The following is a 14,268-nucleotide window of genomic DNA, read 5'->3' as shown; positions in this document are numbered from 1 at the left end:
CCGTCAACGAACATCGCGCCTCGGAGGCCAGACCCATTGTCATCCCGGCGCGCGAAGCGCGGGAAGGGGATCCATAAACCGCGCGGCGTTCAAAACTGGATCCCCTTCCGCTCCAGCGGCTTTCGCCGCTTCCGGCCGGGGATGACAACGGGAAGCAGAAGATTGCCGCCCAGCGAGACTTGGCAGAGCCGCCCGGGGCTGCGAAAGAAGAGCGCGTTCTGTTCAGGATAACCGCCCATGTCCGCCGAAAAGCCCGTTTTTTCCCTCACCGACCTGCGCCAGGACATCGACCGCATCGATGAGACGATGCACCGGCTCCTGATGGAGCGGGGAACAATCATCGATCGGCTCATCGCGGTGAAGAAAACCTCCGAGTCGGGCCAGGCCTTCCGGCCAGGGCGCGAGGCTTCGATGATGCGGGCGCTGGCCGAGCGCCACACGGGCCTTCTGCCGCTCGATACGGCGGAGAGCATCTGGCGCGTCATCATCGCGACTTTTACCTATGTTCAGGCGCCCTATTCGGTCCATGCCGACATTTCGGCAGGCGACGCGCCCATGCGCGACAGCGCGCGGTTCCATTTCGGCTTCACGGTGCCCTATCTCACCCATCCGAGCGCGGCTGCGGTGATCGAGGCAGTCGCCTCCTCGCGCGGCGATCTTGGCATCTTCCGGCTCGACCAAGGGGCGACCAGCGGCGCGTGGTGGCGGGCCTTGGCGGACGAGGACCACCCCAAGATCATTGCCCGGCTGCCCTTTATCGAGCGGCCCGACCATCCGGCCGGCACGCCGGTCTTCGTGATCTCGAAGCCCTTGGACGACGCGGCGATGCGCGACGTGATACTTTATGCCGCGCAGTTCGAGCGATGGCACAAGGGCGCGAATGAGGCTCTGATCCGGCTGGGCGGCGAAGTGGTGGCGAGCGCCGCCGACGCCACCGGCCTGTCCGAGTTGATCGCCGTTCCCGGCACCATCGCCCCGGCCCAGCTCCACGAGACCCTGACGAAGGCGGGCGCAAGCCTCGCCGAGCTCGTCGAGGTGGGGAGCCATGCCGAACGTTTCCGCGTGAAATGAACGCGAAGCTGCGCTAGAGCCATCTTTCAGAATTCGACCGTTTGCAGGAACACCCCATGTCCTCTCGTCCCGTACCCCGTCCCAGCGTCATGGAGATCGAGGCCTATGTGCCCGGCAAGAGTGCCGCTGCCGGCGTCGCGAAGATCCATAAGCTGTCTTCGAACGAGACCCCGCTCGGCCCGTCGCCGAAGGTGATGGAGGCCATCCGCGCTGTCGACAGCCTCGAACTCTACCCGGACGGTTCGGCCACCCGCCTGCGCGAGGCCATCGCCGCGAAATACGGGCTCGATGCCAACCGCATCATCTGCGGCGCGGGTTCGGATGAACTTCTGTCCCTGGTCACGAATGCCTATGTGGGGCCGGGCGATGAGGGCATCTTCTCCGAGCACGGCTTCCTCGTTTATCGCATCGCGATCCTGGCCGCTGGCGGCGTTCCCGTCGTGGCGAAGGAGAAGGATTATCGCGCCGATGTGGACGCGATCCTCGCCAAGGTGACGCCGAAGACCAAGATCGTCTTTCTCGCCAATCCCAACAATCCGACCGGCACCTATCTGCCCTTCGACGAGGTGAAGCGCCTGCATGCCGGCCTGCCGCCGCATGTGCTCCTCGTGCTCGACGCGGCCTATGCGGAATACGTGCGCCGTAACGACTATGAATCCGGTCTCGAACTCGTCGCGACCTCGGACAACGTGGTGATGACGCGCACCTTCTCGAAGATCTACGGCCTTGCCAATCTGCGCCTCGGCTGGATGGTCGGCCCTGCTCACGTCATCGATGCGGTCAACCGCATTCGCGGCCCGTTCAACATCAATGGTCCGGCTCTGGTCGCCGGCATCGCGGCGGTTCAGGACGATGTGCATGTGGCCAAGGCTATCGCGCACAACGAGGAATGGCTCGCCTGGCTCACCCGCGAGATCGAGGCCCTCGGCCTCAGGGTCACGCCGAGCGTCGGCAACTTCCTTCTGATCCACTTCCCGCAAGAGCCCGGCAAGACCTCGAAGGAGGCGGACGCCTTCCTCTCGAGTCGTGGCCTGATCCTGCGCCGGATCGATGCCTATGGCCTGCCCCATGCCCTGCGGCTGACCGTCGGCAGCGAGGAAGCGAACCGTTTGCTCGTCGCGGCTTTGCGCGATTTCCTGAACGGCGCGAAATCCCATGCCTGAGCGTCTCGGTCCGCCTCGTGAAACGCCGCTCTTCGACCGGGTCGCGCTGGTCGGTCTTGGGCTGATCGGCTCGTCCATCGCCCGCGCCGTCCGGCACCTCAACCTCGCGCGCACCCTCGTCGCCATCGATGGGAACGAGGCGGTCGTCGCCCGCGTGCGCGAACTGGGGATCGCGGACGAGGCGACCGCCGATGTCGCGGCCGGTGTGAAGGATGCGGACTTCGTCATCCTCTGCGTGCCGGTCGGCGCGTGCGGCGCTGTCGCCGAAGCGATGAAGGCCGGTTTGAAGCCCGGCTGCATCGTGTCCGATGTGGGTTCGGTCAAGGCGTCGGTGATCGCGCAGGTTCAGCCGCATCTGCCGAAAGGCGTGCAGTTCGTGCCCGCCCACCCGGTCGCGGGTACGGAACATTCCGGTCCCGATGCGGGCTTCGCGACTTTGTTCTTCAATCGCTGGTGCATCCTGACGCCGCCCGACGGCACGGATGAGGCGGCGACCGAGCGTGTGCGCGATTTCTGGCAGGCCATGGGCTCCAAGGTGGAGGTCATGACGGCGCAGCACCACGACCTCGTTCTCGCCATCACGAGCCATGTGCCGCATCTGATCGCCTACAACATCGTCGGCACGGCAGCGGACCTGGAGACCGTAACCCAATCCGAGGTGATCAAGTTCTCCGCCGGCGGCTTCCGCGATTTCACCCGCATCGCGGCGTCCGATCCGACCATGTGGCGCGACGTGTTCCTCCACAACAAGGAGGCGGTGCTCGAAATGCTCGGCCGTCTCAACGAGGATATCGCGCTGCTCGCCCGCGCCATTCGCTGGGGCGAAGGCGACAAGCTCCACGACCTTTTCACCCGCACCCGCGCCATCCGGCGCGGCATCATCTCGGAAGGCCAGGAAACGGCGGAGCCGGATTTCGGCCGCCGCCGCGAAGGTCAGTAAAGCGGCATCAGCCTGACGCTGGGGACTACGAACGGCCCCAGCGCGAGGCGTCCGTTGTCGAGCCGCAAAGGCGGCAGGGGCAGGGGCTGCGGCTTTCCATTGGGCTGGCCCGTCGAAGCGCGCGCGCCCTGACCCAGCAAAGCGCCGAGCACGGCCCCTCCGTTTCGTCCACCGAGGGCATTGCCGAGCAGGCCGTCGAGACCCGTCGCCGACACGTTCAGCTGACCCGCCGGTCGATGCAGATCGTCGAGTGTCAGCGCGCCCTTCGCGTCCAGCTGGCGTGGACCTTTGGCGAGGGACAGCATCAGGATGTCGAGCTTGCCGCCAGCTGCGCGCCAGCGTTCCAGCTCCTCAACGATGGGCCGGCCGCGAAATCCTTCCGCCTGCGTGGCTGTGGCATCCATGCTCAGATCGACTGGCTCCGCGCCACCGACGAGGGCATCGAGGATCGGGATGCGGGCCTGTTTGACGGAAAGTGCCGCGTCATAGGCCTTTTCCGCCGCGCGAGACGGGTTGGGCCGCAGATGCAATTCCACGTGCTTGCCCGATGTGACGATGTCGTCCGGAGCAAGGCCGGTCACGGTGAATCGTGGCGAGTCGGCCGCGATGGAAAGGCGCTGGAAACCGCTCGGCGTGGCGTGGATACTGGTCAGGAGCAGGTCCCAGGTGCCCTGAACCGTCACGGTGCCATCCGTCAGGTTGAGCGGTCCCTCGATTTCCGTGATGACGAAGCGCGGCTGGTAGACTTGGGCGATGGACTCGACACGACCCAGCGAGGCGCTCATCGCGCCTTGTTTCATGGAAAGCGAGCCGCACGTCACCTCGATCCGGAACGGGTAGCCGCCGACATTACGGTTCTGGCATGTCCATTGGCGGCCGGCTTTCGCCTCCATTGCGAACCACGCATCGAGCGCCTCGCTCGTGCGGTTGCGGATCAGGAGCCAGGCGATGCTCCACGCGACGGCGACCAGAAGCAGAAGGGCAAAAGGCGTGTAGAGCCAGAAGCGGCTCTTGCGAACAGTCCCTGTGGGGAGGGCCTCATCCATTCATGCTTCTCCGGTTGTGTCGGCCTTGGTGCGTGATCCGTCGAAATGGAAACGGTTCGGCAATAAGACATGCACCAATCTCGGACGAGAAAACCGGGTTCCACTTTTGCGGATCACGCTCTAGTAACTGCTAGTGCCGGAAACAGGCAAGGTTCGGGCAGGATGGACGATTTTTCAGACGAGTTGTGGGTGTTTGGCTATGGCTCCCTCATGTGGAGGCCGGGCTTTCCCTTTGTCGAAAGTCGCCACGCGCAGCTTTCCGGCTATCACCGTTCGCTTTGCGTCTTCTCCCACGTCCATCGCGGCACGCCCGACAATCCCGGACTTGTGCTCGGGCTCGACCGGGGCGGCCGATGCCATGGGGTCGCCTTCCGCGTGGTGAAGGAAGAGGCGGAGTCGACGGTGCATTACTTGCGTGAACGCGAGCAGGTGACGGCGGTCTATCTCGAGCGTCGTCTACCCGTGCGGCTCGATGACGGGCGCGCCGTCACCGCGCTGGCTTACGTGGCCGATCGGAAGCACGAGCAATACGCGGGGCGGCTTTCCTTCGACGCTGTGCTGGCACTGGTGCGCCAGGGCCACGGCGTCTCGGGTCCCAATCCGGATTACGTTCGCTCGACGCACGAACATCTGCTCGGCATGGGAGTCGTCGATCCCCTGCTGCATCGGATCACGGCCTCGCTGGCCGATGGGATCTGAAAAGCGCGCGGAGTCGGCTCTTATTTCTGCGGAGAATGCACTGCTTAGCCGTTCGACAGGCTCTCTGCGGCCTCCCGAGCCGGATCGAGGCCGAGCTCGCGGCGCCCCTCCGCCAGGAGCCGATCGGAGGCTGTCTCGATCTCCTCCTGCATCCGCTTGAAGAACTCGTCGCGCGTCAGGCCGGCCGGGATCAGATCGAGAATCTCCAGGCGGATCGTCCCGGGACGGCGGATGAAGCGGCGGCGCGGCCAGTAGAGGCCGGAATTGAGCGCGATCGGCAGGCAGGGCACGCCGAGGTTCTGGTAGAGATGCGAAACGCCGAACTTGTAGGCCGGAGGAGCCCCGGCGGGACGGCGCGTTCCTTCCGGAAAAATCAGGATCTGCCGGCCGTGCTGCGCCTCTTCGCGGGCCCGCGCCATCATCTGGATGAGCGCTTGCGCACCTTTCTTGCGGTTCACCGGGACGGAGCCTCCCTTCCAGGTGTACCAGCCGAAAAAGGGAATCCACATCAGCTCCCGCTTCAGAATGAACGCCGGATCGTCGAAGAGGGGCAAGAGCGCGAACGTCTCCCAGAGGGATTGGTGCTTGGCAGCGACCAGGATGCCACCCGGTGGGATCTTTTCCCGCCCGACGATCTCAACCCGTATCCCCGCCACGACCCGCATCAGCCACTGGGAGGACGTCGCCCAGAGCTTTGCACCGCGCATGAAGAATCGGCGCGGCGCGACGAGGGTCGGGATGAGCACAATCATCCAGAACGTGAGGTTGAGATAAAACGCGATGTTGAACAGCAGGGAACGGAGAATGAGCATGGCTTCGCGGTAAAAGAAAAAGCGGAGCTCCAAGCCCCGCGCGCCGCCACCTTAGAGCATGATCAGGAAAAGTGGAATCCGGTTTTCCGGAAAGATCATGCGACATCAAAAAGTTAGAAGAGACCCTAAGCCTAGCGCCATTGCGGCTCGGCGACGACCTGCTTCACTGGCGTGGTCATGATTTGAACGACCGGCGAGGATTCGGGATCGTCCTCGAAGCGGGTCCGGACCCAGACCGCCAGGAACTTGACATATTCCGACACGAGCACGCGCGCTGCCGCCGTGTTGCGCCACCAATCGTGCGGGTCGATGGTCGCGGCGACCGGGTAGGGGATTTTCTGCAGGTTCGGCAAGGCGTGGTCGAGCTCCACCAGCGTGCGCGGCATATGGTAGTTCGAGGTCACCACGATGAGCGCGTCGAACCGGTTGCGTTCGGCCCAGCGCCGGGTCTCGATGGCGTTGCCGATGGTGTTGCGCGCCCGGTAATCGAGGTCCACGCAGCAATCGAAGAGGCGTCGCTGGCCAGGATTGAGGCGGGAGATCTCCTCCCGGCTGGTGCGCTCATTGACGCCGGAAATCAGCAGCCTTTTGGCATAGCCCTTGGCGAGAAGATCGATGGCGTCGCCGATCCGCTGCGCGCCGCCGGTCAGGGCGACGATGCCGTCGGCCCGGGTTTCCGGCTTCTGCTCGAAACGGTCGAGGGAATAGACGAAGGCGAGGAACCCCAGGAAACCAATGGCCAGGCAGGCCATCGCACCATAAAGGCCCGACAAAAGGCCGACCTTCACCCAAGATCGCCTTCGAGGAAGAGCGGGCGATCCCGCGTGAGTCCAGCCCCAACCCAAGGCCTCGGTATGGTCCATAGCATTCAGCGTCGCCAAACTCTGCGTTCGCGAGGTCATCCGGGCGGAGGATAGCGCAGAATGCGGCAATGGAGTGGCAACCCTTTTACCCAGTGGTAACCAATACCCTCATCCATTTTCGTTAAGAAAACGTCTCACGGTGAGGCGCGACACGACGCCGGTGATGACCGCGACGGCCAGTGCGATGAGCACGACCAACAGATAGCCGCGCCAGCTGATGCTGAAGGAGCCGAAGAGGGCCTCGATCTGATCGCCGGCGGGGCTTGCCCGCCAGGAGCTGGTCACGAAGCCCAGAAGCGTGGTCAAGAAAAGGGCGATCCCGGCGCCGAAGGCGCTTCCGCGCAAGCCCAGCTTGAAGAAGCGGCGCTGGAATTCCTTGGCGATGAAATCGTCGTTCGCCCCCACGAAATGGAGGACGTCCACGACCTCTCTGTTGCCGGCCATCGCGCCTCGGGTCGCGAAAGTGACCGCAAGGCCTGCGGCGACGAGGACGAGGATCACGAGCACGGTCCCGATGCCGATGATCGTGTTCGCCATGGTGGAAAGCCGCGAAACCCAGAGCGCGTGGTCGTCGAGGCTCGCGCCCGGAACCTGCTCCTTCAGGGCTTGCCGCAGGGTGGTGAAGTCGGGTTTCAGCCCTTCCTGGAGCTTGATGACGATGAGGCGCGGAACCGGCAGGTCATTGAAATCGAGGCCGGTGCCGAGCCAGGGCTCGAGCAGGCGTTCGGATTCCGTCTTGGAGAAGGGCTGAGCCTGCTCGACGCCGGGTGTCTGCCGCGCCAGGGCGACGGCGCGGTCCACGTCCGCGTCGATGGATCGCTTGGCATTGGGCCGGACCTGGATCGTCACCTCGCGGGCGATGTCGGAACGCCATTGCGAAGAGCTGGTGGCGACCAATTCCGCCCCGCCGGCGCAAAGCGCGGCCAGGAAGGTAAGGATCGCGATGACGGCGGCGAGCGCCTGTCCGCCGGCTGAATCGACCGGGACGAGCGGGGCATTGCGCCGCAGGGAGGCGGGGAGGGGACGCTGGCCGTCTTCCGGTTTTGGTGCGCCCGAGCGGGATGGATCATTCATCCCGCTTACTCGTCGATATGCAGCTGGCCGTCGCCGAGCACGAGGCGGCGCACGTTGAGCTGATCCATGAGGCCGAAATCGTGGGTCGCGATGACGACCGAGGTTCCAAGCCGGTTGAGTTCAATGAACAGGCGCAAGAGCCGGCGCGCGAGGGACGGGTCCACGTTGCCGGTGGGTTCGTCGGCCAGCAGCAGGTCCGGGCGCACGATGAGCGCCCGCGCAATCGCGGCGCGCTGCTTCTCGCCGCCCGAGAGCACGGGCGGCAGCATGTGCATCCGGTCGCCAAGACCGACCCAGCGCAGGAGTTCAACCACCTCGTTGCGGTAGCTCGCCTCCTCCTTGCCCTGCACACGCAAGGGCAGCGCCACGTTCTCGTAGGTGGTCAGGTGGTCGAGCAGGCGGAAATCCTGGAAAACCACACCCATGCGGCGGCGTAGATCCGTCAGGTCGTCCTTCGAAATCCGCGAGACGTCCTCGCCAAAGAGGGAGATCAAGCCCCGCGTTGGTTTGACCGAAAGCAGGATCAGACGCAGCAAGGTCGTTTTTCCGGCGCCGGAGGGGCCGGTGAGAAACTGGAACGAGTTGGGCTCGATGGAGAAAGTGAGGTCGCGCAGGACCTCGGGGCCCATGCCGTAGCGCACGCCCACATTCTCGAAATGCACGGACGGAGCCGCACTTTCCTCGAAGTCGTTGTCGAAAAACGCTTTCACGCGCCCCCAAACCATCCCTGAATCGATTCAAGAGACACCGGCAGACGTTGTCCGCCAGATGCCGATTCGCCTTGCTTATCGCTTCTAATCCTCAACAAGCTAATAAATTTCCGGACGCTCGATCAAAGCAGCCCGAAACATGCTGGCGATGCTACCGGATCTTTCTTCGGGGATGAACCGCTTAAGGGTTGCTTGCTCGAACTTTAAGGATGAGAGGCATTAAGTCCGTTTGACTTCACCGCCGCGCCATGGTCGTGAATGAGAAGCTTTCCTTTGCGTCGGCTTTCGCGAGCCCGCATCATTCTTCTGGACGGACTGACGATGACTGGCTCCCCCCGTATCCGGGTACTCTTCGACGAAGCGACGATCGCCAAGCGGATTGAGGAATTGGCGCAGGAAATCGCGCGTTTGAAGCCTGAGAATCTCCTCGTCGTCGCCGTGCTGAAGGGCAGCTTCATGTTCGCGGCGGATTTAATCCGCGCCCTGCATCGGGCCAGTCTCGAGCCTCAGGTCGAGTTCGTGCACCTGTCGAGCTATCTCGACGGAACGGTATCGACCGGCCAGGTCGCGATTCTGCGTGACGTGGAAAGCGAGGTGCGGGGGCGCGACATTTTGCTGGTGGATGACATTCTGGAATCCGGCCGCACAGTCACTTTCGCCAAAGACCTGCTGATGGCTCGCGGCGCGAAGCGCGTTCTGACGACGGTGCTGTTGGAAAAGCCCGGCAAGCGCGCCGTCGACATCCAGGCCGAGTTCGTCGGTTTCACCTGCCCCGACCTTTTCGTCGTCGGCTACGGCATGGACGTCGCGCATTCCTATCGCCAACTTCCGTTCGTTGGCGTGGTTGACCACGCGAATCACGACCCCGACCTCTTCGACAGGGCCTGAACCGAGCCCCGGATCTAGCGGTTGAGATACCACACCGCCCCGGTGAGGGCCGTGGCATACCCGACCCAGGCGAGGTAGGGAACGAGCAGCAGGGCTGCGGTCCGATCAAGCGGCCAGAAGGCGCGAATCGTCGCCACGATCGCGACGATCAGGGCGAGAATGACGACGAGGCCCGCCAGCGGGCTTCGCGCGCCGAAGAAGGCCCAGGACCACAGGCTGTTGAGCGCCAGCTGCACGAAGAAGGTCGTGATCGCGGCTGCGCGGTCTGGTGTGCTTTTGGGCAGCGCCAGAATGCGCCAGAGCGCATAGGCCATCATGGCGTAAAGCAGCGTCCAGACCGGTGCGAAGAGCCAGTTCGGCGGCGTGAACCCCGGTTTGACGAGACCCGCATACCAGGTTGGAATATTCGGCATCGTCGCCAGGCTTCCCAGAAAGCTGACGAGGGCGACCGGCAGGACCGCGATCAAAAACCTTTGCAGCGGCGGCGTCGGTTCGCTGCCTGTCGCGGAAGGGCCTGGATGCATCATTCCGAAAATCCTTTAATGGACTGAAAGTCTCGATTCCTTCACGAAACCCACCCTTCCATCGGAGGTTCCCATGCCCTCATCGCGCCCGCAATGGTCGAAGCGCAGCCTGACCGCTCAAGCCATGGGCCATGTGGACCCGATCACGAAGGCGGTCGTGCCGCCGATCCACGTGGCGACCACCTATATCCGCGACGAGGACAATGCCTATTCCTCGGGTTTCGTCTATGGCCGGCCCGACAACGCCACCATCCGCGAGGCCGAAGAGGTTCTCGCCATGCTGGAAGAGGCAGGTGCCGGCGCGCTTTTGTTTTCCTCCGGAATGGCGGCGGCGACCGCCGTGTTCCAGGCGCTGAACCCCGGCGACCATGTGGTGGCCTCCAAGGTCATGTATTGGGCCCTGCGCAGTTGGTTGATGACGGAAGCCGTCCGCTGGGGCCTCTCCGTCGATTTCGTGGAGACGGACAATCTCGACGCCCTGCGGAACGCGATTAAGCCGGGGCGCACAAAACTCGTCTGGATCGAGACACCCTCAAATCCGCTTTGGACCATTACCGATATCGCCGGAGCCGCCGGGATCGCCCATGCGGCGGGCGCGCGATTGGCGGTCGATTCGACCACGGCCTCGCCGTTCCACACCCGGCCCCTGACGCTCGGGGCCGACATCGTCATGCATGCGGCCACGAAAGTGCTGAACGGTCATTCCGATGTGGTCGCGGGCGTATTGGCGGGGGGCAAGGCGGATGCCTTCTGGGAGAAAGTTGTTTCAATCCGCAAGATGCAGGGGGCGATCCTCGGGCCCTTCGAGGCCTATCTGCTCATGCGCGGCATGCGGACGCTGCATCTGCGCGCCGGCGCCCAGGCGAAAAGCGCCATGACCTTGGCGGAGCGTCTCTCGGCCCACCCCAAAGTCGCACGGGTTCTCTACCCCGGATTGCCGCAGCATCCCGGCCATGACATCGCCGCGCGGCAGATGGAAGGCGGGTTCGGTTTCATGCTCTCCATCCAGGTCACGGATGGGGAGGCTGCCGCGATCCGCACGGCGGCGCGGGTTCGCCTCTGGAAGCGGGCGACCTCGCTTGGCGGTGTCGAGAGCCTCATCGAACATCGGGCCTCGATCGAGGGGCCGGGCACGCCGTGCCCGCCGGATCTGCTGCGTTTGTCCACAGGCATCGAGGACGTGGACGACCTTTTTCAAGATCTGGACGAGGGGCTGCGAGCCCTCTGACACAAGTGCTGTTGATCTTGTCACGAAACTTATGTTCACTTGAATTAAGGGAACGCTGTTTCAAAAAAAGGGAAGACCAGCATGACTTCGTCGATTACCCGCCGTCGCGCCCTGCAAACCGGCGCGGCAGCCGCCCTCCTGACCGCAGCTCCGCGCATGGCATTCGCGGCCGATCCGGTCATCAAGCTGCGCGTTCTGGAGACGACCGATCTTCACGTGAACGTCATGCCTTACGATTACTACCGCGACGCGGCTGACGACACGGTCGGCCTGGCGCGGACCGCGACCCTCGTGAAGGCGGCGCGGGCCGAGGCGAAGAACAGCATGCTCTTCGACAACGGCGACCTGATCCAGGGTTCGCCCTTGGGCGACTTCGTCGCCTATCGCCGCGGCATGAAGAAGGGCGACGTGCATCCGATGGTCGCCGCCATGAACACGCTGAATTACGATTGCGGCACGCTCGGCAACCACGAATTCAACTATGGCCTGGAATACCTGCAGAACGCGCTTGGCACGGCGAAATTCCCGCTTGTGTGCGCCAACGTCGTCAAGGCCGATGGCGAGACGCTTCTGAAGCCCTGGCTCCTCCTTGACCGCGAATTCGTCGACGAGGCCGGCGCCAAGCACAAGCTGAAGGTCGGCGTGATCGGATTCGTGCCGCCGCAGATCGTGCAGTGGGACAAGGCCCATCTCGACAACAAGGCGACGACCCTCGACATCGTGGACGCGGCCAACAAGCATGTTCCGGATCTGAAGAAGGCCGGCGCCGACATCGTGGTCGCGCTGTGTCATTCGGGCATTGCGGGCGGCGAGCGCAAGGGCGGCGAAGAGAACGCGGCGCTTCACCTCGCGAAGGTTGAAGGCATCGACGTCATCTTCACCGGGCACCAGCATTTCGTGTTCCCGGGCGGCAAGGAATTCGCCAACATCCCCGGCGTCGATGTCCAGAAGGGCACCCTTCACGGCAAGCCGGCGGTCATGGCCGGTTTCTGGGGCAGCCATCTCGGCCTCGTTGATCTTGAACTGGTGAAGGCAGGCAACACCTGGAAGGTCGCGAATTTCAGCACCGAAGCGCGCCCGATCTATGACCGCGTCGACCGCAAGATCGTGCCGAAGGTGGAATCGGAAGCGGCTGTCGTCGCAGCCGTCCAGGGCGATCACGACGGCGCGTTGAAATATGTGCGCGAGCCCGTCGGCACCACGTCGGTTCCGATCCACTCGTACTTCTCGCTGGTCGCCGACGACGCCTCCGTGAAGATCGTTGCCGAGGCGCAAGCCTGGTACGTGGCCGATCTTCTCAAGACCACGCCCTACAAGGACCTGCCGCTTCTCTCGGCGGCCGCGCCCTTCAAGGCCGGCGGACGCGGCGGCCCGAACTACTTCACCGAGATCAAGCCCGGCCCGCTCGCCATCAAGGACATGGCGGACATCTACATCTATCCGAATACGGTGCGCGCGGTGAAGGTGACCGGCGCGCAGGTGCGCGAATGGCTGGAGCGCTCGGCGGGCATCTACAACCAGATCGACGTGGCCAAGGGCGGCGAGCAGAATCTGATCAATGACAAGTTCCCGGCCTATAACTTCGACGTGATCGCGGGCGTGCAGTACAAGATCGATCCGACGCAGGCCTCGCGCTATGACGACAACGGCAAGGTCGTCGCGCCCGATGCGCACCGCATCAAGGACCTGACCTACAACGGCAAGCCCGTCACGGACGATCAGGTCTTCATCGTCGCGACCAACAACTACCGCGCGGGCGGCGGCGGCAACTTCCCCGGCGCCGACGGCAAGACCATCGTGTTCGAGGCTCCGGACCTCACACGCGATGCGATCATGCGCTTCATCATCGAGCGCAAGGAAGTCGCGCCGAAGGCTGACGGTTCGTGGTCGCTCGTCGTGCCGCCGTCGAACGTGACGACGATCTTCACCACGGGCCCGAACGCGGCTGCCTATCAGCCGGCCGGCATCAAGATCGAGAAGATGGGCGACGCGCCGGAAGGTTTCATCAAGTACCGCGTCGTCGGCTGACGAACGCCTCCAACACTTTGAAAACGGCCGGGCCCCGCCCGGCCGTTTTTCGTTGTGTCAGCGGGTTGTTCGGTGACATCCGGGGTGATGCTAAACACTCGTGGGACGAAGCCCAGTCGATCTGGACCGACAGGTGATGATCCCCGGTATCGGCATCTGCCTGACCGCAACGACGCGCGCGCCCGCAGCGAGGCCCGCCGCTCCGATCAGCGCGGGGACTGCAACCTGCTCGAGACATGAGCGAGCGCTAGGACGCCTCCTCCAGGCGTTTGTGCTTCGCGGCGATGATGGTGCCGTTCAACTCGCCACCGAAGAGGAAGATCGCGCCGAGCGTGTAGAGGAACACGAGGGCGACCATGGCGGTGGCGAGGCCGCCATAGGTGGAGGCATAGGCTCCCGGGAAGAACTCGAGATACCACCCGAAGCCGAGGCCGCCGAGGAGCCAGAGCACGAGCGTCACACCGACCCCCGGCAGGATGGAAAGGAAGGAGCGCCGTCCCGCCGGCACGAATTGATGCGCGGCGAGAAGGCCCGCCACGATGACCAGCGTCGCAATGCCGAGCCGCAGGAGGTCGATGATGCTGCCGAAAGTGGCGAGCGCCGGAACCCAGCGCAGGATCACGCGCCAGACGAAGGGCCCGAGGATGACAAGAAAGGTTAGCGCGATCATCACGAAAGCGCCGCCGATGACGAAGGCGATGGACTCGAGACGCGTGAGCCACCAGGCCCGCGTTTCGCGCACCCCGTAGGCGCGGTTCAGGCCGACACGCAGACTCTCCACGCCGCTCGATGAGAAGTAGAGCGCGAAGACGAGGCCGAGCGTAAAGACGCCGCCTTGCCGGCCGGTGAGGATTCGATGGACCTCTCCCGCGATCGGTTCGGCAATCTCTTTCGGCCAGGCCCCCAGGATGATGTTGGCGGTCTCGTCCGCGACCGACCCTGTCCCGAAGAAGCCTGCGAGCGACGTCACGAGGATCAGGAAGGGGAACAGGGACGTCAGGACCGAGAGGGCGATGTGACTGGCAATCGCCCAGGCATCGTGCCGCAGGAAACGCGTGACGCTGATTGCGAGGATTTCGAAGGGCAGGCGCAGCCGTTTCAAGAAACATGCCTCCGGGCTTTTGGACATGGCGCAGGAGCCGCCGGGGGCAAGTGACGGGGCAAGTGAGAAGTCCACCACGTGTGAGGCCGTCCCGGTTTCCCCTTTTGTGAACCATACCTC

The 14,268-nt window shown here is 64.0% G+C and carries 14 protein-coding genes; 7 read left to right on the top strand and 7 right to left on the bottom strand.

Features of this window, described 5'->3' with window-relative positions:
• The first annotated feature begins 237 nt into the window (after positions 1-237).
• Genes I2H38_RS05255 through I2H38_RS05245 form a run of 3 tightly spaced genes read left to right on the top strand, consistent with a single transcriptional unit; the run spans position 238 to position 3,174 of the window.
• Positions 238-1,071, top strand: coding sequence for a chorismate mutase (locus I2H38_RS05255; RefSeq protein WP_196270780.1), 834 nt, complete (start codon positions 238-240; stop codon positions 1,069-1,071).
• A gap of 56 nt (positions 1,072-1,127) precedes the next feature.
• Positions 1,128-2,234: a histidinol-phosphate transaminase gene (hisC, locus tag I2H38_RS05250; RefSeq protein ID WP_196270779.1), complete on the top strand. Its 1,107-nt coding sequence runs from the start codon at positions 1,128-1,130 to the stop codon at positions 2,232-2,234.
• Positions 2,227-3,174: a prephenate/arogenate dehydrogenase family protein gene (locus tag I2H38_RS05245; RefSeq protein WP_196270778.1), complete on the top strand. Its 948-nt coding sequence runs from the start codon at positions 2,227-2,229 to the stop codon at positions 3,172-3,174. The genes hisC and I2H38_RS05245 overlap by 8 nt, the downstream gene beginning before the upstream one ends.
• Here the strand turns inward: I2H38_RS05245 and I2H38_RS05240 are convergent.
• The gene (locus I2H38_RS05240; protein WP_196270777.1) at positions 3,168-4,220 is read right to left on the bottom strand and encodes a DUF2125 domain-containing protein; all 1,053 of its coding nucleotides are present in this window, start codon (positions 4,218-4,220) and stop codon (positions 3,168-3,170) included. The two genes, I2H38_RS05245 and I2H38_RS05240, sit on opposite strands and share 7 nt — an antisense overlap.
• 162 nt (positions 4,221-4,382) lie before the next feature.
• Between I2H38_RS05240 and I2H38_RS05235 the strand changes: the two genes are divergently transcribed.
• Positions 4,383-4,919 carry a gamma-glutamylcyclotransferase gene (locus I2H38_RS05235; RefSeq protein WP_196270776.1) on the top strand — a complete coding sequence of 179 codons (537 nt, stop codon included), beginning with the start codon at positions 4,383-4,385 and terminating at the stop codon, positions 4,917-4,919.
• A 44-nt stretch (positions 4,920-4,963) separates the two neighbouring features.
• Here the strand turns inward: I2H38_RS05235 and I2H38_RS05230 are convergent, their stop codons facing one another.
• The 4 genes from I2H38_RS05230 to ftsE form a co-directional block, all read right to left on the bottom strand.
• Positions 4,964-5,731 carry a lysophospholipid acyltransferase family protein gene (locus I2H38_RS05230; protein ID WP_196270775.1) on the bottom strand — a complete coding sequence of 256 codons (768 nt, stop codon included), beginning with the start codon at positions 5,729-5,731 and terminating at the stop codon, positions 4,964-4,966.
• 131 nt (positions 5,732-5,862) lie between these two features.
• A complete protein-coding gene (locus tag I2H38_RS05225) occupies positions 5,863-6,594 on the bottom strand; it encodes a YdcF family protein (RefSeq protein ID WP_407664043.1) in 732 nt (243 codons plus the stop codon).
• A gap of 108 nt (positions 6,595-6,702) precedes the next feature.
• Entirely contained in the window at positions 6,703-7,668 is a 966-nt protein-coding gene (locus I2H38_RS05220; RefSeq protein ID WP_196270773.1) for a cell division protein FtsX, read from the bottom strand.
• A gap of 5 nt (positions 7,669-7,673) precedes the next feature.
• Positions 7,674-8,378 (bottom strand): cell division ATP-binding protein FtsE, encoded by a 705-nt coding sequence (gene ftsE, locus I2H38_RS05215; RefSeq protein ID WP_196270772.1) that lies wholly within the window; start codon positions 8,376-8,378, stop codon positions 7,674-7,676.
• A 321-nt stretch (positions 8,379-8,699) separates the two neighbouring features.
• Here ftsE and hpt point away from each other — a divergent pair, with 321 nt between their 5' ends.
• Entirely contained in the window at positions 8,700-9,266 is a 567-nt protein-coding gene (hpt, locus tag I2H38_RS05210) for a hypoxanthine phosphoribosyltransferase (RefSeq protein WP_196270771.1), read from the top strand.
• 14 nt (positions 9,267-9,280) lie between these two features.
• On the opposite strand, the gene I2H38_RS05205 is transcribed toward hpt, so the two are convergent.
• On the bottom strand, positions 9,281-9,790 hold the full coding sequence (locus tag I2H38_RS05205) for a TspO/MBR family protein (protein WP_196271319.1): 510 nt from the start codon (positions 9,788-9,790) through the stop codon (positions 9,281-9,283).
• 73 nt (positions 9,791-9,863) lie between these two features.
• Here I2H38_RS05205 and I2H38_RS05200 point away from each other — a divergent pair, with 73 nt between their 5' ends.
• Positions 9,864-11,018 (top strand): trans-sulfuration enzyme family protein, encoded by a 1,155-nt coding sequence (locus I2H38_RS05200; protein ID WP_196270770.1) that lies wholly within the window; start codon positions 9,864-9,866, stop codon positions 11,016-11,018.
• An 81-nt stretch (positions 11,019-11,099) separates the two neighbouring features.
• Positions 11,100-13,046 (top strand): bifunctional 2',3'-cyclic-nucleotide 2'-phosphodiesterase/3'-nucleotidase, encoded by a 1,947-nt coding sequence (locus I2H38_RS05195; protein ID WP_196270769.1) that lies wholly within the window; start codon positions 11,100-11,102, stop codon positions 13,044-13,046.
• 247 nt (positions 13,047-13,293) lie between these two features.
• Here I2H38_RS05195 and I2H38_RS05190 read toward each other — a convergent pair whose 3' ends face one another.
• Complete coding sequence (locus I2H38_RS05190; protein WP_229426564.1) at positions 13,294-14,148, bottom strand: YihY/virulence factor BrkB family protein; 855 nt, start codon at positions 14,146-14,148, stop codon at positions 13,294-13,296.
• Positions 14,149-14,268 lie beyond the last annotated feature (120 nt).

The sequence above is a fragment of the Microvirga alba genome, assembly GCF_015694465.1.
GTDB lineage: Bacteria > Pseudomonadota > Alphaproteobacteria > Rhizobiales > Beijerinckiaceae > Microvirga > Microvirga alba.
Note: the sequence above shows the minus strand (reverse complement) of the source record. Positions and strands in the feature narration are given on the sequence as shown.

What these genes read in the sequence shown, in the direction of transcription:
- I2H38_RS05255 (WP_196270780.1), top strand. Translation starts at nt 238, where the DNA reads ATGTCCGCCGAAAAGCCCGTTTTTTCCCTCACCGACCTGCGCCAGGAC.
- hisC (WP_196270779.1), top strand. Translation starts at nt 1,128, where the DNA reads ATGTCCTCTCGTCCCGTACCCCGTCCCAGCGTCATGGAGATCGAGGCC.
- I2H38_RS05245 (WP_196270778.1), top strand. Translation starts at nt 2,227, where the DNA reads ATGCCTGAGCGTCTCGGTCCGCCTCGTGAAACGCCGCTCTTCGACCGG.
- I2H38_RS05240 (WP_196270777.1), bottom strand. Translation starts at nt 4,220, where the DNA reads ATGGATGAGGCCCTCCCCACAGGGACTGTTCGCAAGAGCCGCTTCTGG.
- I2H38_RS05235 (WP_196270776.1), top strand. Translation starts at nt 4,383, where the DNA reads ATGGACGATTTTTCAGACGAGTTGTGGGTGTTTGGCTATGGCTCCCTC.
- I2H38_RS05230 (WP_196270775.1), bottom strand. Translation starts at nt 5,731, where the DNA reads ATGCTCATTCTCCGTTCCCTGCTGTTCAACATCGCGTTTTATCTCAAC.
- I2H38_RS05225 (WP_407664043.1), bottom strand. Translation starts at nt 6,594, where the DNA reads ATGGACCATACCGAGGCCTTGGGTTGGGGCTGGACTCACGCGGGATCG.
- I2H38_RS05220 (WP_196270773.1), bottom strand. Translation starts at nt 7,668, where the DNA reads ATGAATGATCCATCCCGCTCGGGCGCACCAAAACCGGAAGACGGCCAG.
- hpt (WP_196270771.1), top strand. Translation starts at nt 8,700, where the DNA reads ATGACTGGCTCCCCCCGTATCCGGGTACTCTTCGACGAAGCGACGATC.
- I2H38_RS05205 (WP_196271319.1), bottom strand. Translation starts at nt 9,790, where the DNA reads ATGCATCCAGGCCCTTCCGCGACAGGCAGCGAACCGACGCCGCCGCTG.
- I2H38_RS05200 (WP_196270770.1), top strand. Translation starts at nt 9,864, where the DNA reads ATGCCCTCATCGCGCCCGCAATGGTCGAAGCGCAGCCTGACCGCTCAA.
- I2H38_RS05195 (WP_196270769.1), top strand. Translation starts at nt 11,100, where the DNA reads ATGACTTCGTCGATTACCCGCCGTCGCGCCCTGCAAACCGGCGCGGCA.